The organism is Vibrio qingdaonensis, assembly GCF_026191675.1.
Lineage (GTDB): Bacteria > Pseudomonadota > Gammaproteobacteria > Enterobacterales > Vibrionaceae > Vibrio > Vibrio qingdaonensis.
In genome coordinates this window covers 14,581-39,682 of record NZ_JAKRRY010000010.1, presented here as the reverse complement: position 1 = coordinate 39,682, position 25,102 = coordinate 14,581, and the positions used below count along the sequence as shown (strand labels likewise).

The window sequence follows — 25,102 nt, the reverse complement described above, 5'->3', positions numbered from 1 at the left end:
GTAACTAGAGCGCCTAAGGAATAAGTTGTTGGTGTGGTCGTCACACCAACAGAGAATTAGTGACTGGTTTGCTGTGACGTTCTTTCGTTCGGGTGTTGCTCCATATATTGAGCCAGCCCCGCTTTCTTGCTATAGAACATCAGAATAATCAGCGACATAATGAAGGTCGCGGTGAGCGTTGTCCCTTCCGCCCCAGCCAATGCCACCATGCAAAATAAGCAAGCAACACCAGAGAAGAACATGACAAAGCCATTACGAGTGGTCATGCCCTCGAAACGAATCAAATTAATACTTGAATAGAAATAAGGCAGCATGGTGAGTAGAACCGCATCGGTGGTGAGCTGGTTAAAGAGATCGGCAGCGTGAGCAGTTTTAGAGCTAAAGACCATCAATACACACATTAATGCCGTCATCTTAATCGACGCCAAAATCAGGCCCTTTTTAGGCACACCATTTTTGTCTACTTCACCATACACTTTAGGGAAGTTACCATCAGTGGCGGCACGTTTACCGGCTTCGCCAACCAGCATCATCCAAGAACCCAGAGAAGTGAAACACGCTAATGCAGTGAAAGCCGCTACAAATGGGGCCGTCCAGTGACCAAAAATTTCTGTCGTTGCTAGCGCAAAAGGGGCACCTGAAGCCGCGACTTCCGCAGCAGGGAACATGCCACTAATCATTTGGGTAGAGACAATATAAATAACCCCCGCAATCGCAGTTCCTAACATCGTTGCCATCGGTACCGTGCGTTTCGGGTTCTCAACCATACCTGACGATACTGCTGCAGATTCAACCCCGACAAACGACCAAAGACAAATCAGCACAGCGGCGATGACAGCATGACTGTCGCTGCCTGCAGAGACATTCCAGTTTTGGCTATAGAGTGCAGGTTCAAAGTGCGTCCAACCAAAGAATGCCGTACCTAAGACGGGAACAAGAATAAGCACAAGTCCTAATGTACATAGACGACTCACCCAGCTGCCACCTAACAAGTTGACCATGGTAAAAACCCAAACAGACGCGATAGTCGCAAGGCCTGCTGGCACAGGGTTATTCAGCACTGGAAAAAAGACCGAGAGGTAAGACACGCCGGTAATTGCGATCGCCAAATTACCAATCCAGTTAGCATGGTAATAAAGCACACCCGTTTGGAAGCCGAAAACAGGAGAGATTTCACCCGCGTAAGCAATAGGCCCACCCTCTTGTGGGTTTTTCGTTGCTAAGCGTGCAAAAACAAAGGCAAGACTCAACGCCCCGACGATACATATTATCCAGCTATATAGTGAAATAGAGCCGACCGCCGCTAAACTTGATGGCAACAAAGCAATACCACTGCCCATCATGTTTCCGGCAACAACCCCCGTACAGGCAACAAGACCGATTTTCTTAGTATTCGATGACATAACATCTCCACATGTTTTCTACTTAAGCGCGTTGCGCCCAAACTGAATCCGATTCGAGATGCCACCAGAAAGTGATGTTGCACCTCATTAAATTTCGAAGTGCAGGTTACGCCCAATCATCGCTAAAAAAATCAAGCTAAAGTTATCAATAAAAACATTAGCGACAAACAGTTAATCTTGATATAAACCTTATCATCCACAAGAAATAAAAACCTAAAAAACAAAGGGTTACCAACAAAATCACGTTAACTATAAATCATTATAAAAATATCAAGACGTCAATGTTATCTATGTCTTAGCACAGTCCTGATATCAAGGTTATGGTGACGCCAATAAAAACGCCCTCCACATAGGGAGGGCGTTGAATCATTCTTAGCACGGCACCGCACTTCAAGGTAAATACTTCACCTTATCCGCATTATTACAGGAGACGAACCACAGAAGGGTGAACAGCCCGATACATCGCGTGGTCAATCTGTTTGAGGTTACTCGAAAATACTAAGTTTTCGCACAACAGATACGTTTCTACTGAGGTATCAATATAAAATGCCTCACTGTACGCTTCACTGGCATTATCCAGATCACCCGCAAGCTCGGCATGCTTGCCTTTGATCACATAAGCCAGCACTGAGTCGCGTATCTTTAACGCTTGTTTAAGGTGAGCTTGAGCCTTAGCTTGCTCCCCTAACATGGTTTCGTGTAATGACAATGCCTCATAAATTCGAGGTTGGATCGGACCACTTTCACTAGAGACAAAATGATTAAGCGCCACACTGAGTTGCGTTAATCTCTCTTCTTTTAACACCTTACTTTCATCAAGAGCTTGCTGGACGTAATAAGCGACTAATAACTCAGACTGAACATAAGCATTATCAGGCTCCGAGATTAGGATCTGCTCTAACAAGTCAATCGCATACTGAAATTGCTGGTTATCAGACACATTGAGGTAATGATTGGCGCGAATAAACAACGCTAACGCTTCAGGATCATTAGGCACCCCCGACACAGTATTGATCGCTCGCTGCTCTGCATCTTCAATCTTTAAGATTCGCATAAGATCTAACGAACTCTGCTTCAGCACTGACTTAAGATGCTTATTCGCCAACGCGTACTGCCGACTAAACAACACTTTCTCTGAAGAGTTATCTCTATATTCCAATTCAAGAAAGTCTCCGCCATCGTTTTCATCCACTCTAACTAAAACGGTTTTCCCTGGAACAATGCCTGTTTTGAACGCCGTCTTATGTAGCATCACTCGATAGTCGGTGACTCGGGTAATATCTAGCATCAACTTCTGAGCAAACCCATCCGCCAATTCGTAACTACGTCCAAAGCTACGAATCCCATCTTGGTATTCAAACGCGATCAAATGCGTATCAATTACCTGGGTAATACTCACTTCCGACTGCTTATAGGTAAACACCCCTACCGCCGCCACTAATATACCAATCCAAATTGCATTAATAATGCCTAAGCGCCAAGGGCTAAAAAGCGATTTTACTTTAGGTTGTTTAGGTTTTTTTTTCTTTTGATATAACGCGCGGGTGAGCGGAGCGGCCGGAAAAGCCATCGGCTCTTGTAGTGCTTTTGATTGAGTCTCAACTGGCGGAGAAGTTGGTGTAGTCACAGAGGTGACGTGAGCCACATCCGTTACATTAGCGGCAGATAACGTCCGATATTGATGAAACTGTTCAGGGGTCATAGGGGTGACGGCCGCGACCAGTTTATAACCGCGTTTAGGCACCGTGCCGACATAGTGTAAATTTTCTTCGCGTCCATCGCGCAGAATTTTACGCAACTCAAACACTGATTGAGTCACCACTTGGTCTGTGACAATGGCGCCATCCCAAACATAGCGAATCAGCTCATCGCGACAGTAAACTTGCCCCGAATGTTCAGCTAAAAAAAGTAATAAATTGACTAAGCGTGGTTCAACGGAGACTTCCCTATCTTGTCGATACAGCTTATTTTCATCAACGCTGAGTACCCAGTCATTGATTTGAAAATAGACCTCTACCATATAAATTGTCGTCTCTCACATACCGCATCGCACCCGCCAAATAGCACCACGCTACCAGTAGGAACACGAAGAAAGGCGGGATTATAGTAGCCCTATAGGCATTCACCTACCAAATGCGAATGATCAAACATGCAAACTTAGGTTATTTACCTCCTAACCCGTTTTACCACCGTTATTCCAAAGCCGCCAAGATAGAGCAGTGACTGGCATCATGCTGATGCCCACAACAAGCATCATTGATTTTCTTTAACGCTGAACGGATACGCGTGAGTTCGGCAATTTTCTGGTCGATCACCGCTAATTTAGCAGACGTAATGGCTTTCACTTCTGCACAACTATGTTCTGTCGCTTCCAGCTTTATGCCCAGCAACTCTTTAATTTCATCCAGACTGAGCCCCAACTCTTTGGCTTTCAGTATAAAGTTGACCTGTCTTTGGCTTTCTTCATTGTAAAGCCGATAGCCCGACTCACTGCGCCCCGCAGGAATAATTAGTTGGTTTTTCTCATAAAACCGCAACGTATCCGCCGTCACCTTGCAGCGTTTTGCTAACTCACCTATCTGAAACATAACCTTTTAATTTAACCTCTTCGTTACAATGTCGACCTAAAATCTATTTTTCTACACTTTTTTTTGCGATGCCAAACGATTGCGCGAGCTTTTTTGTAATAGATTGGTTAGAATACGCGCCAACAGCATCAACGATGCTTTTTTGTGCAAGGGTCATTGCCCAAATGGATAATAAGCGCTCTAAACGGCGCTGCAAAGCAATCTGTTTTGGCAACAATCTTTTAGCCGTGAGTAAGCATAATCACAACGCCTACCCACAGCAACGTTAACTCTGTGACTTTGAGGAAGACAGAAGCATGAATAACGCTCGTCCAATTCGCCGCGCTCTTATCAGCGTATCTGACAAAACTGGTATTGTTGAGTTTGCTCAAGCACTCTCGCAACGTGGTGTTGATATTCTTTCTACTGGTGGCACTGCTCGCCTACTTGCTGAGCAAGGCATTGCGGTGACAGAAGTATCCGATTACACAGGATTTCCTGAAATGATGGATGGCCGTGTAAAAACACTGCATCCAAAAGTTCACGGTGGCGTTTTAGGCCGTCGCGGCCAAGATGATGACGTGATGGAAACTCACGGTATTAACCCTATCGATATGGTTGTTGTAAACCTATACCCATTCGCAGAAACCGTTGCTAAAGAAGGTTGTACTCTTGCTGACGCTGTTGAGAACATCGACATCGGTGGACCAACCATGGTTCGCTCTGCAGCTAAAAACCACAAAGACGTAACGATCGTGGTTAACGCACACGACTACGAGCGCGTTGTGGCTGAAATGGACGCGAACGAGAAATCTCTAACGCTAGAGACTCGCTTCGACCTCGCTATCGCAGCATTCGAACACACCGCGTCTTACGACGGCATGATCGCAAACTACTTCGGCACTATGGTTCCATCTTACGGTGCCTCTTTACTTGATGAAGAAGGTAAGAAGGCTGACGAAGCGTCTAAATTCCCTCGTACATTCAACCAACAGTTCGAGAAAAAACAAGACATGCGCTACGGTGAGAACAGCCACCAAGCAGCGGCATTCTACGTTGAAGCAAACCCTGAAGAAGCGTCAGTGTCTACTGCTCGCCAGATTCAAGGTAAAGCACTTTCTTACAACAACATCGCTGACACTGACGCAGCACTTGAGTGTGTGAAAGAATTCGACCAGCCAGCATGTGTGATCGTTAAGCACGCTAACCCATGTGGTGTAGCACTAGGTGAAGACATCCTAGAAGCTTACGACCGTGCATTCAAAACAGACCCAACGTCTGCATTTGGCGGCATCATCGCATTCAACCGTGAACTAGACGCTGCAACAGCAACGGCTATCACAGAGCGTCAATTCGTTGAAGTTATCATTGCACCTTCTGTTTCTGCTGAGGCAGTAGAAATCGTAGCGGCTAAGAAAAACCTTCGCCTACTTGAGTGTGGCGAGTGGACAACTAAGACCACTGGCTTTGACGTGAAACGCGTTAACGGCGGCCTGCTCGTTCAAGACCGCGACCAAGGCATGGTGTCTGAAGATGACCTTAAAGTGGTTTCTAAGCGTCAACCTACAGCAGAAGAGCTAAAAGACGCACTGTTCTGCTGGAAAGTAGCGAAGTACGTGAAATCTAACGCTATCGTTTACTCGAAAGGCGACATGACTATTGGTGTAGGCGCAGGCCAAATGAGCCGCGTTTACTCTGCGAAGATTGCAGGCATCAAAGCGGCAGACGAAGGTCTACAGGTTGAAGGTTGTGTAATGGCATCGGATGCATTCTTCCCATTCCGTGACGGTATCGATGCGGCAGCAGAAGCGGGCATCAAGTGTGTTATCCAACCGGGCGGCTCTATGCGTGATGACGAAGTTATCGCCGCGGCAGACGAACACGGCATGGCGATGATCTTTACGGGCATGCGTCACTTCCGCCACTAATATTTAGTTTATCTAAACGATTAGTAGCTATCGAGCCTCTCAAATTTGAGGGGCTTTTAAGAATTAAAGACTTAAGGATTAAAACATGAACGTATTGATCATCGGTGCTGGCGGTAGAGAACACGCCTTGGGTTGGAAAGCGGCACAAAACCCAAACGTTGAAACCGTATTCATTGCTCCAGGTAACGCAGGTACTGCACTTGAGCCTAAACTTGAGAACGTAAACATCGGTGTTGAAGACATCGCAGGTTTAGTCGCGTTTGCTCAAGAGAAAAAAATCGAACTGACTATCGTCGGCCCTGAAGCACCATTAGTTATTGGTGTGGTTGACGCCTTCCGCGAGGTGGGCCTACCAATATTTGGTCCAACTCAAGCAGCAGCTCAGCTTGAAGGTTCCAAAGCATTCACCAAAGACTTCCTCGCTCGTCATGATATCCCAACGGGTTACTACGCTAACTTCACTGAGATTGAGCCAGCTATTGCTTACGTTCGCGAGCAAGGCGCTCCAATCGTAGTCAAAGCTGATGGTCTTGCGGCTGGTAAAGGCGTTATCGTTGCGATGACGCTTACCGAAGCAGAAGACGCAATCAAAGACATGCTCGCGGGCAACGCATTTGGCGAAGCTGGCAGCCGAGTGGTTATCGAAGAATTCCTTGAAGGCGAAGAAGCAAGCTTCATCGTTATGGTTGACGGTTCTAGCGTTCTTCCTATGGCAACGAGCCAAGATCACAAACGTGTTGGCGACAAAGATACGGGTCCTAATACGGGCGGCATGGGCGCTTACTCTCCTGCGCCAGTTGTGACTCCTGAAATCCATAATCGTATCCTTGAGGAAGTTATCTACCCAACGGTACGTGGTATGGACGCTGAAGGCGCACCTTACACTGGTTTCCTTTACGCAGGCCTAATGATCGATGCTGACGGCACACCTAAGGTTATCGAATACAACTGCCGTTTCGGCGATCCAGAAACGCAACCAATCATGATGCGTATGGAGTCTGACCTTGTTGATCTTTGCCTAATGGCTATCGACGAGAAACTAGACCAAGCAGAATCGAAGTGGGATCCACGCGCTTCTATCGGTGTTGTTCTTGCGGCTGGCGGTTACCCTGCTGACTACGCAAAAGGTGACGTTATTTCACTACCAACAAATGAAGTTGAAGGCCAAAAGGTTTTCCACGCGGGTACGACAAATAACGAAGCGGGCGATGTTGTGACAAACGGTGGTCGTGTACTTTGTGCTACAGCACTAGGTAACACCGTTTCTGAGGCTCAAGAGCGCGCTTACGCGTTGACTAAGCAAGTGAGTTGGAATGGCATGTTCCACCGCAACGACATTGGCTATCGCGCTATTGCTCGTGAGCTAAAAAAGTAGTCTTTATCTAAATTTACTTAACGCTATACCAAGAAAGGCGCCATAACGGCGCCCTTCTTTTATCGAACCAAAGTAGGCTGCTTGCTACTCATTGGCAATTAGATTCGGTCTTTCAATACAATCGGCATCACCTTCAGATAACATCAGTAACTGTTCTACGCGAGCTCCAGTTAAACGCGTACTCCCCAAGAAGGCCACGTAGCTCTCTACCGCCGCTAATCTTTGCACAACGAAGTCTGGCAGTGTTTGCTCAAACTTAATGTTTTGCAAAGCAATACCATTGCAGGTTTCTAATGTTTTACCATCCCAATGCCCTTGAATGAGCTCCAAGCCATCGCTATCTTGCTCTTTAACTCGCTCGGTGAGTAATGTTGCTTCTCGCTGATAGTTCTCAAGTTGAGCCCGTTTGATTGGCAGCACTTTGCCATTGCGACGATACTGCTGGTAAATCGCCTCACCACCTTTATTAAAACGCACGTGGATTCGGTATTCTACGGGTTGATTTGGTGGATCATTTTGCAACCCTTCACGGACAAACTCACGTAACTCACCGCCACTCCATCGATAATTCGACTTATACCAACCGTAGTCATTCATGTTGACGTATTCCGCCGCACTGTACGGCTGAGTCAAACGTTCCGTGTACCAGTAAAGACTAGTGGCATCACCGAGCGTTTGCCCTCCGGTAAACTGCGAGTACTGATTAATACTAGGGGTCGGTGTTGAAGAGCACCCAATTAAGGCAACCGTGAGTATTGATAGCAGTAGCGTCTTTTTCATTTACGTTCTATGACCTCAAATGATCGATACTATCGAGAGAATAAGCAGCGTTTATCGGCAAGTGTGCTCTAGGATAAGACCATAAAAATGGCAGGACGTTCATATAAATTTAGTATCTGAGAAAAGGAAGCATGGGTAAAACAACGAGAGATAAGGCTAGAGCAGGTTTACCAATAATCCTTTTGGGCAGTAATAACAGCACCGATGATAACAATATCATCGGTGCTGCTTTAATTATTTAACTGCGTCTTTAAGCGCTTTGCCTGAAACGAATGCAGGTACGTTAGCAGCAGCGATTTGGATCTCGTCACCCGTTTTAGGGTTACGACCTGTACGTGCAGCACGGTGATTAACTTTAAACGTACCGAAACCAATTAGTTGAACTTGGTCACCTTCACTTAGTGCTTCAGAAACACCTGAAAGCGTTGCTTCAAGAGCTGCTTTTGCTTGTGCTTTAGATAGATCAGCTTTTTCAGCGATAAAGTCGATTAATTGGGTCTTATTCATTAGGTTTCCCTTCTTTCATGTTATCGAATTAAAGCCCACTCTAAATCATAAAGCCCCCATCTGGCAAAGGTTTGTAGAGCATCTTTATCACTAATGATTGAGATTTCGCCATTTTATGAGCATTAACTCACAATTTATTACTCTTAGATTGAATTTGAAACCTTGTAATTTGTGTCATAAAGTCCCATAAAGGCACTGCTGCACAAGTGATAAGCCTGATGAATCCATTGGAGCAGCCCTATTTTATTAACACTCACCAACAATGCACAGGCTGAAGTTTCAGCAAAGTTAGGTTGATGTGTGTACACACTAGGACATAAATGTTTCTCTTAACGGTATATATTTCGGTTGCGATCGGTGTTTCTTTTATCTGTTCGGTATTGGAAGCGGTGCTACTTAGTATTACACCAAGCTACCTTGCTCAGCTGCGACAAAATGAACACCCCGCAGCGGGAAGACTGGCGAAACTAAAAGCCGATATCGATCGCCCACTGGCCTCTATCCTAACGCTCAATACCATCGCTCACACCATTGGTGCGGCAACGGCAGGCGCGCAAGCGGCTGTGGTATTTGGCAGCGAGTGGTTAGGTGTATTTTCAGCAGTACTCACACTTGGCATCTTGGTACTATCGGAGATTGTTCCGAAAACTATCGGGGCAACCTACTGGCGCCAACTCGCGCCATCAGCGGCTAGCACCCTGCGCTGGATGGTATGGGCATTAACGCCATTTGTTTGGTTCTCTGAACAAATCACTAAGCGTCTCGCTCGTGGCCATGAAGCACCTAAAATGCGTGATGAGCTTTCTGCGATGGCATTGCTCGCAAAAGAAAGCGGAGAGTTTGCTGAAGGCGAATCGAATATATTGACGAACATCCTTAATATACAAGATATCCCCGTCACTCACGTGATGACGCCAAGACCGGTTGTATTTCGTGTACCCGCGGAAATGACGATCAATGAATTTCTCGACCAACACAAAGATACACCGTTTTCTCGCCCACTGATTTATCGTGAGCAAAAAGACAATATCTTAGGCTTTGTACACCGTCTTGAGCTATTTAAGCTCCAGCAGCAAGGTGCTGGAGAGCAGCAGTTAGGTGCCGTCATGCGCCCTATTCATGTGCTATTTAACACAATAATGCTGCCTAAAGCCTTTGAAAAGATGATGGCTGAACGATTACACATCGCTATCATTGTTGATGAGTACGGCACGATTCAAGGCATTATTACCCTAGAAGATATCTTCGAGCACTTACTCGGTCAGGAGATTGTCGATGAAGCAGACAAGACCACAGACATGCAAGAACTTGCCTCACAACGCTGGGAGCATTGGAAAGAGAAGCATAGCATGATTGATGGTTCTGATGAGGACGATGAAGAGCTTAAGGACAAACCTTCGGATAAGCCTGCAGAGACCGCTGAAAAGAAAGACTCTGACCAATCTCCGTCATAGCTTCTAGCTTCATAACGATACCAAAAAGCGCCAGTGAGAAGCCTCACTGGCGCTTTTTATTTTACGGCGATTTCTTATTCTATCGATAACGTAGTTTTAGTGACTACCAATCTCGTTACCAAGTAAAAAGTTTTCATCACTACTCACCACTACCCCATACTTGAGGAAGTTTTTACCCAAAATCATGCTGTAATGAAAGCGAGAACGGTCTTGTAGATTCACTCTTATGGTTTTCTCCACATCCCCTAACTTCACTCTCATGTCAACAACAGGGCGGACATTGGCTTTTTCACCTTGCTTGGCCTTGATACGCATAACGTCGACCACTTCACGAGTAAACGTCTGCTTCATCCCCATGTCATTGGCATAGGTAAATGTCACCATGTTTTTACCATCTTTCTCAAACTGTTTGATATCCAGTGCATTCATCGAACTCACATCAGCACCAGTGTCTAATTTAACTGGAAATTGTAGCCCTTCGACGGTTGCATTCTCAATATGTCCCGCCGTGAATACAGGGTACGCATCAAGCAAATTTTCACTACGTGTATTCACTAATACGCCGGACTTCTTGGCTTTCTTGCCAATGACAAAATACGGCTGGTCGCCTTCGTCACTATCCAGCGCCTCTAAAGCAAATTCAACATTAACGTCTTTGCCTCCCACAATGAACTCACCATCTACAACGGGTCTCACCGTGTCACCCACTTTAATTTTTCGCAAAATGGTTTTACGAATAATCTCATCATTTCCAAGATCATTAGAGAGGTAGTACTCAACTTTATCTCGCCCTTTCGCCTCAATCATTTCAAAGCTGGCGACCTTAAGCAAAGGGGTGCTAACTGTAAAAGAAGGCTCAGCATCCAATTTGTGCCCATCTAAAATCAATGTTTCAACCGGAGAAACAACAAGTGGGCTGTCACTCATTCGCGCTTTAAAGCTTTGCTTTTTCTTTGTCAGTTTATTCTTAGCTTGAGTGTCGATAATGAAATGCTGATTTATCGTATTCAAACCTAGACGCAATTGAGTGCTATTTTTCGAACGGTCTTTTAGATAGACCAAAATTGGCTGCTCAAATTCTTTTTCCCCTTTAAAGGTCACGTAAACCATTGGGTACTCATTATCGCCCATCGACAACATCTTCACCAAAGGATACGTCACCGATTTTGATTCCTTATCCTTACCCACTAAATCAAAAGTAACACTGCCGTCTTTTTGGTTCACTTGAATATTCTGTGCGTTCAAGATGCTGTAATTATTCTTGAGTGAAAGGCTTACATCGACATTCACGCCGTCTACAGAACCCACTTCGCGACGACCAATCACCTGCGCGTCTTTCTGCGCTTGCAAATAATCATACCCAGCCATCACCCAAGCGTTATTGGCTAAGAAAGTTTTGCCAATTAAAATAGGCGCACTAAATCCACTGCGATCGGTCAGGTTTACTTCTGTTTCAACGGTTTTTCCCGCAATGGTCATTGGAAGGGTCACTACCGGACGATAGATTGGGGTGCTGCTGGTGCGGCTTCGAATCACACTCGTTCTCGTCAACGGACGTTCCAATGTGATTTTTTCACCGGTGTAAGGGTGGCGTACTGAAAAGCGTACAATGCCTTGGAAGTTACGCTGTTCATTGTCAAACTCTTCTAGCCACCAGTCGCTCGCTGAGCCACCATATTCATCGACAATGGTTTGCAGCAGCTTTTCATTACTGAGCCCTTGATATTTAGGGTTGTTACTGATGACTTCAATATCCTCAGCATGCATCGAAGTCGTGTCAGCACCGGTGTCAATTTTTCCGACAAATGGTACGCCTTCTAATGCTTCAATACTTTGATAATAAACACTTTCAACACGACCTAAGACGATCTTATTCTCGATCGTGAGTAGCGGTGCTTGAGTCGTAGAAAGATCAGGTGCAGCCATTGCCCACCCACTGGTCATAGAGGCAAGAATTAACGCCAATTTAATTGCTGATTTCTTCATTATAATACATCCATTCACTGACCGACCGACTAATGGTATCCACTTCATATAAGACAACGAGCATCCTAATTTCTCCCTGCCTTCTTTTAACTTTACAGAAAACTAACGGAATATCCACGCGCATATCAATAAATTAGCAAATCTACAGCTATTTTCACCTCTGTCATGCAGAGAAAAATGACCGAGCAATTGCAAACTTGCTTTCGAGCCCTTATATCCTAAAGATATCAAGGAAGGGAGCATTCCTTTCTCTCACATAACAAAAAGAGAATACACGGATGAGCCACGCTATCTGTCAACTGATTGCTAAAGAGCTGAGCGTCAGCCCAAAGCAAGTAGAAGCTGCTGTCACACTGATTGATGACGGTAATACTGTTCCTTTTATCGCTCGCTATCGGAAAGAAGTCACGGGGGGGCTTGATGATACTCAGCTTCGCTCACTGGATTCGCGCCTGAGCTACTTACGAGAGCTCGACGACCGACGTCAAACCATCCTTAAATCCATTGATGAACAAGGCAAACTCTCCGCCTCATTAGCCAATGAAATTAATGAGGCTGACAGTAAGACTCGTCTTGAAGATCTCTACTTACCTTACAAACCAAAACGTCGCACTAAAGGACAAATTGCTATTGAGGCCGGTTTAGAGCCGCTCGCTGATCGCCTTTGGTTGCAGCCAGATAATGAGCCTGAAAGTTCGGCTCAGCGCTATATTGACGCTGCAAAAGGCATTGCCGATAGCAAAGCCGCGCTTGATGGTGCCCGTGCCATTATTATGGAGCGCATCGCTGAAGACGCGAGCTTACTCGATAAGGTTCGCCGCTATTTAACCAGCCATGCGGAGCTCACCTCTCGCGTGATCGCGGGTAAAGAAAGTGAAGGTGAAAAATTCAAAGATTACTTCGAGCACAATGAAGCGATTAGCAAAGTACCTTCTCATCGAGCGCTCGCTATGCTGCGCGGCCGAAATGAAGGCTACCTGCAACTTTCCCTCAACGCTGATCCAGCAAATGAGGAGAAAGTAAGAGAATCATACTGTGAGACCCTGATTGCCCAGCACTATGGCATTCACCTTAGTACCGCGGCTGCCGACGTTTGGCGCAAACAAGTTATCAGCTGGTCATGGCGTATCAAAGTATCGATGCACATGGAAACAGAATTAATGGGCGCGCTAAAAGAACGCTCTGAAGTCGAGGCTATTGAGGTCTTCGCGACGAACCTAAAAGACTTACTCATGGCGGCACCTGCGGGTCCTCGCGCCACTCTTGGTTTAGACCCAGGTTTACGAACTGGCTGTAAAGTTGCGGTGGTAGATGCCACTGGTAAGGTTTTGGCCACCGATGTTATTTATCCTCACGTGCCGCAAAAGCAATACGATAAATCTGCACACATCATCGATAAGCTTATCCAACAATTTAATGTTGACCTCATTGCTATCGGTAACGGCACGGCATCACGTGAAACCGATAGCTTTGCCGCTGACGTAATTAAACGTGGCAACCATAAAGTACAAAAAATCATTGTCAGTGAAGCGGGTGCATCGGTCTATTCGGCTTCAGAACTCGCAGCAAAAGAGTTTCCGAACATGGATGTCTCTCTACGTGGCGCAGTGTCCATTGCTCGCCGACTGCAAGACCCACTCGCAGAGTTGGTAAAAATTGACCCTAAGTCAATTGGTGTGGGTCAATACCAGCACGATGTTAGCCAAACCATGCTCGCAAAGCGCCTTGATGCTGTGGTTGAGGACTGTGTAAATGCGGTAGGGGTCGACGTTAATACAGCATCATCCGCCCTACTCACCAGAGTCGCAGGCTTATCAACAACCTTGGCGCAAAACATTGTCGACTACCGTGATGAGCACGGCCGTTTTGACGCTCGTACTACGCTCAAAAAAGTCGCTCGTTTAGGGCCAAAAGCATTTGAGCAATGTGCTGGCTTCTTACGCATAATGGATGGCAAGAACCCATTAGATGCCTCTTCTGTTCACCCAGAGGCCTACCCCGTAGTCAAAACGATTGCTGAAAAAACGCATCGCCCATTGAATTCATTACTCGGCGACAGTGCTTTTCTAACGTCATTGAGTGCCATCGATTACACCAATGATGTTTTTGGTTTACCCACCGTCACTGACATCATCAAAGAACTCGACAAACCTGGCCGAGATCCAAGACCAGAGTTTAAAACTGCGACGTTTGCAGAAGGGGTGAACACCGTTGCTGATTTAGAGCCAGGAATGATTCTGGAAGGTGTTGTCTCGAATGTCGCCAATTTTGGTGCCTTCGTCGATATTGGTGTGCACCAAGATGGCTTAGTTCATATTTCAGCATTGACCGATCGCTATGTTTCAGACCCTCGCGAAGTGGTGAAAGCGGGCGATATTGTCAAAGTAAAGGTTATGGAAGTGGATGCGGCTCGAAAACGTATCGGGCTTTCCATGCGCCTGAACGACGAGCCAGGACAAGATAATCGAACCTCTCGCTCGGGCGGTCAAAATAACAAGACGACTTCTACGACAAAAGCCGCTTCTAAGCCGCGTCAGCCGCGAGCAGAGACTGGTGGCAATGCGATGGGTGGAGCCTTCGCGGCTGCATTTGCTAAAGCAAAAAAATAACCGCAATCCATCGTCATCCTCATGCCCGTAATAAAAAGGGCATGGATAATAAAAAGAGCACAATTTGTGCTCTTTTTACGTTACCGCAATAATATCAGAGGGCGTATTCGGCGCAACCGCATGACCATAATGGTAGCGAATAACGGTACGTCGCTTTGCCATTCTCCCTTCCATAATGGCCGCTTTGAGTATTTTTTGCGGTAAGCGAAAACGCATTGCGTATCCTTTTCCTTGTGACGCACTGTAGGTATTCAATGCCAACAGCTGAAACAAACGTTGAATAGGATCGCTTGTGGAACGCGGCTCATTATCGTCGTCATATTCGGGATGCTCAGCCGGATCCCAAGCATTTCGTTTGCGCCGCTTTTCCTCTTCATTAATACGACGTTCCGCATTGGTTCTTGCAAGCTCAACCGTAGGGATAATTGGCTCACGAACCTTATTATCACGGGCTGCTTGCTCTGTTTGTGGATTAACAGAAGAAGCCACCACAGGCGCACTGATGTTATTGGGCGACACTATCACTTATCACTCTCCTCTCAATTGAGTGAAAATAACTAATACTGCACAATTTAGTGGGTTACAAATGACGACGTATCATTCACATTTATGCATGCGACGTAATACGCCAACCATAGAGCAATAGCCGCTTAGATTTATAGGCTGCTATTACAATTTAAAACATACTGTCTCTTTATCGTATCGGAATATTTGTGAAAATCTTTACCTAATTAGAATAAAAAACCAACACATTTATGGTTTGTCGAACTAGAGGAGAGACTTTAGCTTTCCGACAAAGTTATCTAATTCAGTAATAAAGGGAGCATGAGAGGAACCAGTAAACACATGAGAATCATGTGCACTCATTTCAGAGTCCAGCACATCAGCGACTTTCACTGGTACTAAGCCATCTAGGCGACCATACCAACGATGAACCGGGATATCGATTTCTCGTAAAGCTTGACGTAGGTCTAGACTCCCTAGCCAATCTAAACCTAAATGAAGCGCCTCCGGTGCCGGCATTGGACGAGATAAAACCGCCTCTTTCAACTGTTTTACATCCTTGCGAGCACTAGGACTCCCCATCGCTTGCAGTGCCATAAAGCGCTCAATCGTTAAGGTAAAATTTGCGGACAACTGCTCAGTGAAGGCATTCAACACCTCCTGCTTTATCCCTCTCCATGGTAATTGTTGCGAAAATTTCGGGGAGCTCGCTAACGTCACTAATTGTGCAACACGATCTGGATGCTGATTGGCAATCTGTGTGGCCACCAGCCCTCCAAGCGACCACCCTAACCAAATCGCTCTCGATGGCGCGCCTTCTAGGACAAGGGTTATCAAGTCAGAAAATGATTGGCATGACACTTCACCACTTAAGCCGTAACCGGGTAGATCCACGACATGTACCGTGAAGCTGTCTTTTAATTTCGGTATGCACTGCTCCCAGACCGCACCATTCATCCCCCAACCATGGATCAAAACCAAATCAGGGCCTTGCCCTTCTGTTTGCCAGTGCACTTTCACATCTTGACTCACATTTTCTCCTACTGAATTACAACTTTCTCGATTGAATTTTGCTTCATGCTAATCGCTATCTTACAAACCTCAACGGGTAGCGTCATGCATAATTTTACTCCCATACGTAAGCGATGCCATATATGCGGCCTTGGCATCCCTCATTCGCTTGGTCATAATCTTTGGTGCCACTATTGCCAGTCTTATATCGAAGATGACACACTACGCTGCCTGCGCTGCGCCTTGCCGATTCTCAGTGCACAATGTCTCAATGAACAATTTCTCAATGAACAGTCAGTATGTGGTGAATGCCTCAAATTGCCGCCACCATGGCAAAGGGTTGTTTGTTTAGGGGACTATCAATTTCCGCTTTCACTCTTTATTCAAAAAATAAAACATCAACGTCAGTTTTGGTTATTGCCGCCACTTATACAAAAACTCCAGCAACGCATTCCAGACCCCGCTCCGGTACTCATTCCTGTGCCAATGATCTGGCATCAAGAACTATGGCGAGGCTTTAACCTCAGCTATTTAATGGCAAAACAAATGCACGCCTTGTGGCCTAACAGCTATCTAGGAGAACAGGTGTTTCATAAACGAATGAATACACCGACACAAAAATCACTTAACCGGCAAGCAAGACTCAATAACGTAGGCAAGGCCTTTACTTTGCAACATGCCCCCACAGCCAAACATGTTGCCATTATTGATGATGTGGTCACAACTGGCGCGACGGTTAAGCATTTAAGCCAATTATTACTTGAAGTGGGCGTAGAAAAAATTGATATTTACTGTCTGTGCCGCACGCCAAATTAATTCACTGCACTCGACGACACATATTGTACGAGCCGTGAGCAAAAAATTTTGGCATCCTCTTGGTTCAAGAGTAGAATAGCGGTAATAACCTACAAAATTACTCGGGTACTCGTCGTGTCAAATCCAATTACTATTACAGAAAGTGCACAAAGCCACTTTTCAAAACTTCTGGCACAACAGCCAGAAGGTACCAGCATCCGCGTCTTCGTTGTGAACCCAGGAACACAAAATGCAGAGTGTGGTGTGTCATATTGCCCACCAGAAGCCGTTGAAAGCAACGATACTGAATTCAAGTATGAAGTCCTAACAGCCTACGTTGATGAGCTTTCTCTGCCATTTCTTGAAGATGCTGAAATTGATTTTGTCACTGACAAAATGGGCTCTCAACTGACGCTAAAAGCGCCAAATGCAAAAATGCGCAAAGTCTCTGATGATGCTCCGCTAATGGAACGTGTTGAGTACGCGATTCAAACACAAGTTAATCCGCAATTAGCAGGCCATGGTGGTCACGTTAGCCTAATGGAAATTACGCCAGAGGGGATTGCTATCGTTCAGTTTGGCGGCGGCTGTAATGGCTGTTCCATGGTCGACGTCACACTAAAAGAAGGCATCGAAAAGCAACTGCTTGAAGAGTTTTCTGGTGAGTTAAGCGCGGTTCGTGACATGACCGAGCACGATCGTGGCGAGCACTCTTACTACTAATACCACCCAATAGGTGGCTTACCATCGAGTAAGACAGTAATGCCTAAAGCGGCGCGTAACGTTAACCTTTACGCGCCGCTTTTATTTTTCTTCACCACCGCATCGCAGATTATCCCCCCCTTCCTAGCAAACTCAAACACGACACCCACCATAAGTAATTGTCACAGAACCTAGCATCTTGAAGTTACTTAGGTATATATTAACCACTACAATCAATGCTTCGCGATGGTCTCGCTATCATTGCACATGCTAAGGAGAACCCCCATGCCGTCCAAACAAGGACCTGAAATCTTAGCCCAACAAACCGTCGCTGAATCTAGGCTCTTTAAAATAGAAGCGCTAGACTTACAGTTTTCAAATGGGACTAAGCGAACCTACGAACGCATGAAGCCCAGTGGGCGAAATGCCGTTATGATGGTTCCAATCACCGAGCATGGCGATATTCTATTAGTTCGTGAGTACGCAGCAGGCACCGAGCGTTATGAGTTGGGGTTCCCTAAAGGCCTTATCGACCCGGGTGAAGAAGCAGAACAAGCAGCCGTACGTGAACTTAAAGAAGAAATCGGTTTTGGTGCTCGTACTCTAACACCACTCAAAGACGTTATTTTAGCGCCGTCTTACTTCTCTAGCCGCATGACACTTTTCGTCGCACAAGATCTTTACCCAGAAAAGCTCGAAGGCGATGAACCAGAGCCTCTGGAAGTGATTAAGTGGCCACTTGCTCAAGCCGATGAATTACTCACGCACATCGACTTTTCTGAAGCCCGCAGCATCACTGCGCTATTGTTAATGCTAAGACTAAAATCCACTCTGGGGCTGTAATGTAATGACTCTCAATCACGATCTCTCCCATCATTTGCCTGACGTCATTGAAATAGCACGCTCTGCGGGGCAGCTCATTCTCGATATATATGAAAAAAATGACTACGAATCCTATACCAAGGACAACGATACCCCCGTCACCAGCGCGGATTTAGCGGCCCATAAGTTGATTATGGAGCAGTTGTCTCAACTTACCCCAAACATCCCCGTTTTATCGGAAGAAGCCGCAGAGATCAGCTTAGAGCAACGTTCTCAGTGGCGCGAATATTGGTTAGTTGACCCTTTAGATGGGACGCAAGAGTTCATTGCACGTAGCGGCGACTTTGCCACTATCATCGCCCTAGTTCGGGATAACAAGCCTATCATGGGTGTCGTTTATGCGCCCGTATCTGGTGTCACCTATTATGCTTATCAAGGGAAAGGGGCGTGGAAGATTCCAGAGATGGATGAAAGCTTAAGAATACAAGTACACACGCACGAAGTCGCAAGTCACGCCATCTCTATCGCAATTAGCCGTAGACAGAACATCAACCGTATTACAGACAAAATGAGTAGCGCTTGGAACTATGACTTGGTTCCTTTGGGCTCTGCAGCCTTAAAAGCCTGCTTCGTTGCCGAAGGCGCTGTCGATTGTTATTTAAGACTCGGACCTACTGGAGAGTGGGACACGGCGGCGACACAATGCATTGTTGAAGAAGCTGGCGGGGCAATTCTTAGCACTCAATTAACACCGCTTTCTTATAACTTAAGAGAAACGTTAGAAAATCCCAACTTTATCGTGATTGGTGATCAAGCTCTCCCGTGGAACGACATCCTCATAAAAGAGTAACGTCTTTCTCTTTAGCGGCAACGACAACGACCATCATTAAAGTCGTTGCCCAAATACTCAAACCCAAGACGTAAAAAAGGCGGTATCACCGCCTTTTTATCATTATGTCATCGTGGCTTTCACCTCATGACTCGCCCCTATAAGCCCTCATCATTAAACGACTTAAAAGCGTCCTTGATAATTAAAAGAATAACGCCCCTGATTATCGGGGTTACCGAACCATTTAAGTTGTTGTTGCATGGAAGTCGGAAAGTCCGATCCGGGTTTAAACCAAGCTTGAGTTTGATACTGACGATTCGCCTTTAATTCACCTGTAAACTCGCTGGATACTTGTGCACTATTTTGAGCACCGCTGGCTTTAATCGTACTGTCGCTGCAAGTCATATCAACCACTGTTGGTCCAAAACTTAAGCTCCCGACTGGCGTTTCCACATATCCTGCATTCCATGATAATGAACCATCACCACTACCACACCATGGTGATTGATACTGCATAGAGCGTATTGCTAGCTCCACTTGACCACCAGCATTAATAGGAACAGGGGGCGTATAAATATCAAGAATGCTTTCTGCTGGCAGAGATGCCAGTAAGGTATGAATATAAGGACCAGAGAAATTTACACCTATGTTGCCTTTCCCTGCAAGCCCCAGAGCACTACCACGACCAAAGCGAACCGCGTATTCAGGAGAAAGCGTCAGTATGCTCGACCATGAAAAACGCCAACTCACCTCGCCGACTTGCTGACGCTGATAACTTACACTCTGTGCCCGACCCTGCCATATCGTTCCTTGAACACCGCTAATCACCAAATTAGATGGCAAGGGTGCTGCGCTTAATAGCACTTGAGCAGGCGTGTGATAAATCACACTAGCGAAAAAGACAGCCGTGAACAACGCGATATACTTTATCACTCGTTTCATTTAGCCCCCTCGCTTAAACTGCAAGCGGTTCACTTCGATAACACCACTTTGGTCCGCTTTATCTATGTCCATAATCTCTACGTTCACACCATGGGTTTCTTGCAGATAGAATAACCAGTTAACAAAAAACTCAAACGGTATCGGTTTGATCCAAACTTGTAGCTCTTCCCCGCGAGGCTGCATACGAATAAGTTCAATATTAAAACGCCCCGTGGATGAGGTGATAATTTGGTTAAGCGCCTGTTTTGACACAACAACACCACCAGCCTGACGTTTTTCGGTAATGTGATTGGCTTGCTCCTTTACCCAAGACAACAACTGCTTTTCCGATTGTATACGTGACTGAGCTAATTCTGTTCGCACAGCAAAAGGAGAGAGGATGCCCCAATAAATGACACCAAGAATCAAAAAAATAGAGCAGACAATCATCAGCCTTTGCTCTCTCTGGCTAATTGAGATCCACCAGCTTTGGGCCGTCAATAATAATCCTTTCATGTAATGACCTACTTCTTCTTCAACACAAAATTACCCATCACCAACTCACCGTTTCGATTCAGTGGCCCCTGTGAAACATCAAACTGCGTTTCTAATTTGACCTTAGCCGATTCAAAGCTCTCAAAATCACGGCTTGTCACGCTTAAGCGAACTTCATTACGATTACCATCATAGGTAAAGCTGATGACCTGCATTCCGTTCACTTGACCGACGGTATTAGGCAATTTAGCTAACCATTCCAATGCTGAGGTACTAGACATACCAGAGCCACCAAGCTTGGTTAACTCATCTTGCATTTGCCTTTTAAGATAGCTTACTGTGGGTATTCGTTGCTTATCTGGGAATACCGTGCGAAAAATACGTTCGCTCTCCGCTCGGTATGCCGTCGCTTGTGATTCGTACTGACTCACCAAAACCACCTGTTCTGCAATAAGCGCAACCAGCAAAATCACCGTAGCAACCGCCACTTTACGCCAAATATTCCAGTGCTTAACAAATGAGGCTTTCGGCTTTAACTCACCCGTTAATAACGTTGCTTGGCTATCAATAGCACCTTGCGATAACAGCGCCATCGGCATTTCAATCGGCGCAAACTGCCACGTGATATGGGTCGAATCAGCCTTCATCTCTTCACAAGGTTGGGAATAAACATCAACTGTGATGACATCAACTTCGCCTTCCTCTGACATTGAGGTTAGGTAATCAGAGTCAATCGCAGCGCCAAGCCAGTGCTGATCTACCGTCATTCCTCGCCACTGACTGGTTCGAAATAGCCACTGTTCATTTAATTCAAGCGCACTAATATGCTTGGATTCTGGCAGAGCTAATACATCGGGCACGACTTTCTTAACGTCAATACCACACTCTAAAAAGCACGCTAGTATTTGCAGTAAATACGCGCGGTCCACGGCACAAACTACCGCTTTACCATTGTGCTTATGCAGTATCGAAAAATGTAAGTCATCGACATCTTGGGCAATGTCATCCTCAACTAAGTAAGGCAACATCGTCTCAAACTGACGCGCTCCCCCTGCCGGGATCTCTACTTCGGAGAAATGAACGTCTTGGGAGCACAACAGTAATAAAGTCACTCTTTGTTGAGCGTACTCTTTTATTGTTTCCAGCTGCTCAAGACTTTCCAGCTCACCACTGGCAATCACTTCCTTTTGTCCAGTCGACCACACCGCCCAACATACTGGGCTATTAGGTTGACTATTCAGTCGAACGGTTAAGAACTCGCTCACTCAATCCTCCAAATCGACGACGTACCACCGTCAGATCTTCTCTATCTTTGCTATAAAATAACGTTCTCAATCTCAGCCGTGATTCATCCACCACAACCTGAGCATCAAGTTCAAAATACACACTGTCTACAGATATATACGGCGACGCTTGTTTACGGGTATTTTCATCCACACTACCCATTTGTGATTCCGCAAGAAACTTGTCCACCCCTGACCAACCGTCAAATGGGCGATTCTCCAATAATTGCAACGCATTCTCGCGCGATAGGTTAGGCGCAAAAAGTGCAACCAATATATCGGTATTCTCCGGGGCGAGTGTATTGACGTTCAATTGCCACGTCGAAGCTGGAAGCGCGCAAATCGCCGATCCTAAGCGCAGCGTAACATCCCCCATCACTTGATTAATGGCCCGTAATTCGGAGCTATCTGCCAATAAACCATTGGCGGTCACATAAGCGGGGGATAACGATTCATAATAACTATCACCCACACCCGATACAGACCGCACCGTCGTTTCTTTATTGACGAACTCCCACGTCGAATCTGCTATCTGCTCAGCTTGGTAATTTTCCACATCATACTGCTCCAGCAATCGCTGAAAAAAACGCACCAAAAAAGGCTTCTCGGTGCTATTGGCCGTTGGGGCAATACTCGACAATGCGTTGATGTTAAAGCATGACTGCATGTCGACAATACGCCCGGTCGCTTCACCATAGTCTAGCGGATAGGTTCGCTCATCAATTGCCCATGGCTGATTAAGGTTAATGCTGTCTTTATTGTCTTTAAAACTCTCTTTAATCGCGACGGTGGCGAGAGCCTCAACCCCAATAGAGTACCAATAGGCTTGCTGGTAATTAATCTGACTATTCGCGCGGGTAAACTGGCTAAATAAGCGCTCCGACATCGTCGCCGCAATCGACACCATGATCGCCAATAACAACAATATCACGATCAACGCGACACCTTTTTGAGATGATGAATGACCATGCACTTTTTTCATCACCCACCACTCCCTTGGTTGGCATCATTACTGCCCTCACCTTGACTCGAACCGCCACCTTGATTGGCATTGCCTCCTGCTGACGAAGAGGTATTGATTGTGCCATTCGGCGTCAAATAAATTCGGGTAATTTCACCGTAGTCTTCGAGCTCCAACGTGACTTCCACCGCTTGAGGTAAAGTCAGTTCTTGCTGCCACTCTTTTGACCACGAATCGCCATTATAGAACCGCAGTTCGAAAGTATTCACTTTCGTCAGAATCGGCAAGATAACGGGTAGCTCTCCCACGCTGGTATCGGGATAACGCCACCATAGCCTTTCTAATTTGTCGTCTTTCAGGCGGTAGCCTATCTTCGCCACCTCACCTCTAGGAAATTGGCTTTGCGGGTTCATCCAACCTAAACGGGTAAAGAGTACCCCTTTACTATCCGAGTCGAGCAAATTCTGCTGCCATATCATCAGAGCAGATAATGGTGCTTCACCTTCGTGTCGAAATTGTCGTAAGGCAATCTGCCTAAAGTCACTATCTAGGTAGACAAAAGCCCGCTGGATTTCTTGTAGTCGAGCACTGCGTTCTTGAGATAGCTCATTACTGCGCTGTACTTGATTCACAACCTGATAAGCAGCGACACTCAAACTTGCGAAGATCGCCATCGCCACTAAGACTTCAATTAAGGTAAATCCGCGTGAAGGCGCCCCGTTGCGACTAGTTTGCAACGTAACTCCTTACGGTCACAATTGGGCTCGATTTTTTATCGGTCGCCACGCTGACATCAAACGCTTTCAGTAAGTTATCCGATGTTTTGACAGGCGTAACACGCCAAAACCATTCACGCCCAGCTAGCTTCTCTTTGCCATTCGCAGCTTTTAAGGTGCCGCTATTAAGCATGACTTTCGCCATTTGATTATCAACGACCATCGCAGCGAAGGTTTTCTCTTCTAGATAACTTAAAGTGTTAATATGCTGAGAAACCGAGCGAATGACAGAAATCGCAGCGGTGGCAAAAATAGCCAAGGCAACCAACACCTCCAGCAGTGTCATACCCCTAACGCTTTTCATCGTTCCAATCCCTATCATCCATTGCTTGTACCAAGCCATTTTCTTGGATTTGAATATGCCACGTGAGGTCTTTCTTAGCGCGATTTTCCGGTGCTAGAACAAAAACGCCAGGGGTAAACTCACCGCTCGACAATATGAAAATTTGCGGTGGTTTCTCTGGTTTTTTCTTCTTTTCGACATCCGCAAACATCTCGTCATCAAATAGAGATGTCGGCTCAAAAAGTCGGTCATCCACACCCCAGACGCCATTACTCAAATCAAGCTTAATGGTTAACCCATCCGGAAGTGTGACCTCATCAGGGATCGTCTTTAATGATATTTTGTCCCAGCCTTCCGGCTTGAGTTCCAAAAACACATATCGGCGCTGTTCTTCATCAACTCTGATTCCAAAATCCTTGCCAGCCAACATTGCTTCTTCGTTGAACAGCTGAAGTCTTTGGAATAAGCGCTGAGCCTCTTCTTTAATTTGATTATCTTGTTTCGGCGGTATCGACGCAATCACAGCCACCGCACTAAGCGAAAGCAGCACTAAGACTAAAAGTATCTCTAGTAACGTAAAACCTGAACGAAAGGACTGAAAAGGACGCATCGATTACCACTTCATTGATAACAGAGCGCTCACACGCTCTGTTATCTTACGTATTACTGAAAGTCTTGAAGATTCCAGTTGCCAATATCGGCTGCAGCACCTTCACCACCCTCTTGGCCATCAGCACCAAGCGTGAACACGTCAATCGTTCCTTTGTCACCAGGACTCAAGTATTGATAATCATTGCCCCAAGGATCGTTAGGTAGACGGCGAATATAACCACCATCACGATAATTGCGAGGCTCTGGATTGCCAGGTTTCGTCACTAACGCTTCTAGCCCTTGATCCGTTGTTGGATAAATACTGTTATCCAACTTATACATGTCCAACGCGTTTTCTAGCGCGACAATGTCGGTAATCGCTTTTTGCTGATCGGCCTTTTCTTTATTACCTAATAGATTAGGTACAACAAAGCTGGCTAACACACCCAAAATAACCACAACGACCATCACTTCTAGCAAGGTGAAGCCTGCTTGTTTTTTCATTTTCTGTTTCATCTAG

General features: G+C 45.9%; 25 protein-coding genes. 8 read left to right on the top strand and 17 right to left on the bottom strand.

The genetic code is table 11. The annotated features are described in order from the left end of the window. Nucleotides 1–56: 56 nt before the first annotated feature. From cadB to MD535_RS09560, 4 genes are all read right to left on the bottom strand, one after another. The gene (gene cadB, locus MD535_RS09575) at nt 57–1,403 is read right to left on the bottom strand and encodes a cadaverine/lysine antiporter (protein ID WP_265674645.1); all 1,347 of its coding nucleotides are present in this window, start codon (nt 1,401–1,403) and stop codon (nt 57–59) included. A gap of 421 nt (nt 1,404–1,824) precedes the next feature. Next, nucleotides 1,825–3,423 (bottom strand): lysine decarboxylation/transport transcriptional activator CadC, encoded by a 1,599-nt coding sequence (gene cadC / locus MD535_RS09570; protein ID WP_265674644.1) that lies wholly within the window; start codon nt 3,421–3,423, stop codon nt 1,825–1,827. A gap of 172 nt (nt 3,424–3,595) precedes the next feature. Then, the gene (gene zntR / locus MD535_RS09565; protein WP_265674643.1) at nt 3,596–3,991 is read right to left on the bottom strand and encodes a Zn(2+)-responsive transcriptional regulator; all 396 of its coding nucleotides are present in this window, start codon (nt 3,989–3,991) and stop codon (nt 3,596–3,598) included. Nucleotides 3,992–4,034: 43 nt separating this feature from the next. After that, nucleotides 4,035–4,208, bottom strand: coding sequence for a hypothetical protein (locus tag MD535_RS09560; RefSeq protein WP_265674642.1), 174 nt, complete (start codon nt 4,206–4,208; stop codon nt 4,035–4,037). A gap of 79 nt (nt 4,209–4,287) precedes the next feature. Between MD535_RS09560 and purH the strand changes: the two genes are divergently transcribed. Together purH and purD are read left to right on the top strand one after the other, a co-directional pair. Continuing rightward, entirely contained in the window at nt 4,288–5,898 is a 1,611-nt protein-coding gene (purH, locus tag MD535_RS09555; RefSeq protein ID WP_265674641.1) for a bifunctional phosphoribosylaminoimidazolecarboxamide formyltransferase/IMP cyclohydrolase, read from the top strand. Nucleotides 5,899–5,983: 85 nt separating this feature from the next. Then, nucleotides 5,984–7,273: a phosphoribosylamine--glycine ligase gene (gene purD, locus MD535_RS09550; protein WP_265674640.1), complete on the top strand. Its 1,290-nt coding sequence runs from the start codon at nt 5,984–5,986 to the stop codon at nt 7,271–7,273. Between the two features lie 84 nt (nt 7,274–7,357). Here the strand turns inward: purD and MD535_RS09545 are convergent, their stop codons facing one another. After that, complete coding sequence (locus tag MD535_RS09545) at nt 7,358–8,053, bottom strand: DUF1481 domain-containing protein (RefSeq protein WP_265674639.1); 696 nt, start codon at nt 8,051–8,053, stop codon at nt 7,358–7,360. 234 nt (nt 8,054–8,287) lie between these two features. Then, nucleotides 8,288–8,560 carry a nucleoid-associated protein HU-alpha gene (hupA, locus tag MD535_RS09540; protein WP_250618734.1) on the bottom strand — a complete coding sequence of 91 codons (273 nt, stop codon included), beginning with the start codon at nt 8,558–8,560 and terminating at the stop codon, nt 8,288–8,290. 320 nt (nt 8,561–8,880) lie between these two features. Here hupA and MD535_RS09535 point away from each other — a divergent pair, with 320 nt between their 5' ends. Next, the gene (locus tag MD535_RS09535; protein ID WP_265674638.1) at nt 8,881–10,014 is read left to right on the top strand and encodes a CNNM domain-containing protein; all 1,134 of its coding nucleotides are present in this window, start codon (nt 8,881–8,883) and stop codon (nt 10,012–10,014) included. A 96-nt stretch (nt 10,015–10,110) separates the two neighbouring features. On the opposite strand, the gene MD535_RS09530 is transcribed toward MD535_RS09535, so the two are convergent. Next, nucleotides 10,111–12,000, bottom strand: a complete 1,890-nt coding sequence (locus MD535_RS09530; RefSeq protein ID WP_265674637.1) for a putative ATP-dependent zinc protease — start codon at nt 11,998–12,000, stop codon at nt 10,111–10,113. 278 nt (nt 12,001–12,278) lie between these two features. On the opposite strand from MD535_RS09530, the gene MD535_RS09525 reads away from it, so the two are divergent. After that, entirely contained in the window at nt 12,279–14,609 is a 2,331-nt protein-coding gene (locus MD535_RS09525; protein ID WP_265674636.1) for a Tex family protein, read from the top strand. A 75-nt stretch (nt 14,610–14,684) separates the two neighbouring features. Here MD535_RS09525 and MD535_RS09520 read toward each other — a convergent pair whose 3' ends face one another. Together MD535_RS09520 and bioH are read right to left on the bottom strand one after the other, a co-directional pair. Further along, a complete protein-coding gene (locus MD535_RS09520; protein WP_265674635.1) occupies nt 14,685–15,134 on the bottom strand; it encodes an ATP-dependent Lon protease in 450 nt (149 codons plus the stop codon). Nucleotides 15,135–15,377: 243 nt separating this feature from the next. Continuing rightward, nucleotides 15,378–16,145 (bottom strand): pimeloyl-ACP methyl ester esterase BioH, encoded by a 768-nt coding sequence (gene bioH / locus MD535_RS09515; RefSeq protein ID WP_265674634.1) that lies wholly within the window; start codon nt 16,143–16,145, stop codon nt 15,378–15,380. 45 nt (nt 16,146–16,190) lie between these two features. Here bioH and MD535_RS09510 point away from each other — a divergent pair, with 45 nt between their 5' ends. From MD535_RS09510 to cysQ, 4 genes are all read left to right on the top strand, one after another. Further along, nucleotides 16,191–16,940: a ComF family protein gene (locus MD535_RS09510; protein WP_265674633.1), complete on the top strand. Its 750-nt coding sequence runs from the start codon at nt 16,191–16,193 to the stop codon at nt 16,938–16,940. A gap of 114 nt (nt 16,941–17,054) precedes the next feature. Further along, on the top strand, nt 17,055–17,642 hold the full coding sequence (gene nfuA, locus MD535_RS09505) for a Fe-S biogenesis protein NfuA (protein WP_265674632.1): 588 nt from the start codon (nt 17,055–17,057) through the stop codon (nt 17,640–17,642). Nucleotides 17,643–17,906: 264 nt separating this feature from the next. After that, nucleotides 17,907–18,464 carry an ADP compounds hydrolase NudE gene (nudE, locus tag MD535_RS09500; RefSeq protein ID WP_265674631.1) on the top strand — a complete coding sequence of 186 codons (558 nt, stop codon included), beginning with the start codon at nt 17,907–17,909 and terminating at the stop codon, nt 18,462–18,464. Between the two features lie 4 nt (nt 18,465–18,468). Next, on the top strand, nt 18,469–19,293 hold the full coding sequence (cysQ, locus tag MD535_RS09495; RefSeq protein ID WP_265674630.1) for a 3'(2'),5'-bisphosphate nucleotidase CysQ: 825 nt from the start codon (nt 18,469–18,471) through the stop codon (nt 19,291–19,293). Between the two features lie 162 nt (nt 19,294–19,455). On the opposite strand, the gene MD535_RS09490 is transcribed toward cysQ, so the two are convergent. Genes MD535_RS09490 through gspG form a run of 8 tightly spaced genes read right to left on the bottom strand, consistent with a single transcriptional unit; the run spans nt 19,456 to nt 25,098 of the window. Further along, nucleotides 19,456–20,214 (bottom strand): type II secretion system protein N, encoded by a 759-nt coding sequence (locus tag MD535_RS09490; RefSeq protein WP_265674629.1) that lies wholly within the window; start codon nt 20,212–20,214, stop codon nt 19,456–19,458. Further along, nucleotides 20,215–20,709, bottom strand: a complete 495-nt coding sequence (locus MD535_RS09485) for a type II secretion system protein M (RefSeq protein WP_265674628.1) — start codon at nt 20,707–20,709, stop codon at nt 20,215–20,217. A gap of 8 nt (nt 20,710–20,717) precedes the next feature. Next, entirely contained in the window at nt 20,718–21,953 is a 1,236-nt protein-coding gene (gspL, locus tag MD535_RS09480; RefSeq protein ID WP_265674627.1) for a type II secretion system protein GspL, read from the bottom strand. Next, nucleotides 21,922–22,953: a type II secretion system minor pseudopilin GspK gene (gene gspK, locus MD535_RS09475; RefSeq protein ID WP_265674626.1), complete on the bottom strand. Its 1,032-nt coding sequence runs from the start codon at nt 22,951–22,953 to the stop codon at nt 21,922–21,924. The genes gspL and gspK overlap by 32 nt, the downstream gene beginning before the upstream one ends. Further along, nucleotides 22,953–23,669, bottom strand: a complete 717-nt coding sequence (gene gspJ, locus MD535_RS09470; RefSeq protein ID WP_265674625.1) for a type II secretion system minor pseudopilin GspJ — start codon at nt 23,667–23,669, stop codon at nt 22,953–22,955. Before gspJ ends, gspK begins: the two co-directional genes overlap by 1 nt. Beyond that, a complete protein-coding gene (gene gspI, locus MD535_RS09465; RefSeq protein WP_265674624.1) occupies nt 23,659–24,012 on the bottom strand; it encodes a type II secretion system minor pseudopilin GspI in 354 nt (117 codons plus the stop codon). Before gspI ends, gspJ begins: the two co-directional genes overlap by 11 nt. Further along, nucleotides 23,999–24,601 carry a type II secretion system minor pseudopilin GspH gene (gspH, locus tag MD535_RS09460; protein ID WP_265674623.1) on the bottom strand — a complete coding sequence of 201 codons (603 nt, stop codon included), beginning with the start codon at nt 24,599–24,601 and terminating at the stop codon, nt 23,999–24,001. The genes gspI and gspH overlap by 14 nt, the downstream gene beginning before the upstream one ends. Nucleotides 24,602–24,654: 53 nt before the next feature. Then, a complete protein-coding gene (gspG, locus tag MD535_RS09455; RefSeq protein ID WP_250618750.1) occupies nt 24,655–25,098 on the bottom strand; it encodes a type II secretion system major pseudopilin GspG in 444 nt (147 codons plus the stop codon). Nucleotides 25,099–25,102: the final 4 nt, after the last annotated feature.

Coding starts and splice junctions, on each gene's coding strand:
- MD535_RS09485 (WP_265674628.1), bottom strand. CDS start 20,709: ATGAAAGGATTATTATTGACGGCCCAAAGCTGGTGGATCTCAATTAGC.
- gspG (WP_250618750.1), bottom strand. CDS start 25,098: ATGAAACAGAAAATGAAAAAACAAGCAGGCTTCACCTTGCTAGAAGTG.
- MD535_RS09490 (WP_265674629.1), bottom strand. CDS start 20,214: ATGAAACGAGTGATAAAGTATATCGCGTTGTTCACGGCTGTCTTTTTC.
- hupA (WP_250618734.1), bottom strand. CDS start 8,560: ATGAATAAGACCCAATTAATCGACTTTATCGCTGAAAAAGCTGATCTA.
- nudE (WP_265674631.1), top strand. CDS start 17,907: ATGCCGTCCAAACAAGGACCTGAAATCTTAGCCCAACAAACCGTCGCT.
- gspI (WP_265674624.1), bottom strand. CDS start 24,012: ATGAAAAGCGTTAGGGGTATGACACTGCTGGAGGTGTTGGTTGCCTTG.
- zntR (WP_265674643.1), bottom strand. CDS start 3,991: ATGTTTCAGATAGGTGAGTTAGCAAAACGCTGCAAGGTGACGGCGGAT.
- cadB (WP_265674645.1), bottom strand. CDS start 1,403: ATGTCATCGAATACTAAGAAAATCGGTCTTGTTGCCTGTACGGGGGTT.
- MD535_RS09525 (WP_265674636.1), top strand. CDS start 12,279: ATGAGCCACGCTATCTGTCAACTGATTGCTAAAGAGCTGAGCGTCAGC.
- gspH (WP_265674623.1), bottom strand. CDS start 24,601: ATGCGTCCTTTTCAGTCCTTTCGTTCAGGTTTTACGTTACTAGAGATA.
- purD (WP_265674640.1), top strand. CDS start 5,984: ATGAACGTATTGATCATCGGTGCTGGCGGTAGAGAACACGCCTTGGGT.
- cysQ (WP_265674630.1), top strand. CDS start 18,469: ATGACTCTCAATCACGATCTCTCCCATCATTTGCCTGACGTCATTGAA.
- purH (WP_265674641.1), top strand. CDS start 4,288: ATGAATAACGCTCGTCCAATTCGCCGCGCTCTTATCAGCGTATCTGAC.
- MD535_RS09510 (WP_265674633.1), top strand. CDS start 16,191: ATGCTAATCGCTATCTTACAAACCTCAACGGGTAGCGTCATGCATAAT.
- cadC (WP_265674644.1), bottom strand. CDS start 3,423: ATGGTAGAGGTCTATTTTCAAATCAATGACTGGGTACTCAGCGTTGAT.
- MD535_RS09535 (WP_265674638.1), top strand. CDS start 8,881: ATGTTTCTCTTAACGGTATATATTTCGGTTGCGATCGGTGTTTCTTTT.
- MD535_RS09530 (WP_265674637.1), bottom strand. CDS start 12,000: ATGAAGAAATCAGCAATTAAATTGGCGTTAATTCTTGCCTCTATGACC.
- MD535_RS09545 (WP_265674639.1), bottom strand. CDS start 8,053: ATGAAAAAGACGCTACTGCTATCAATACTCACGGTTGCCTTAATTGGG.
- gspK (WP_265674626.1), bottom strand. CDS start 22,953: ATGAAAAAAGTGCATGGTCATTCATCATCTCAAAAAGGTGTCGCGTTG.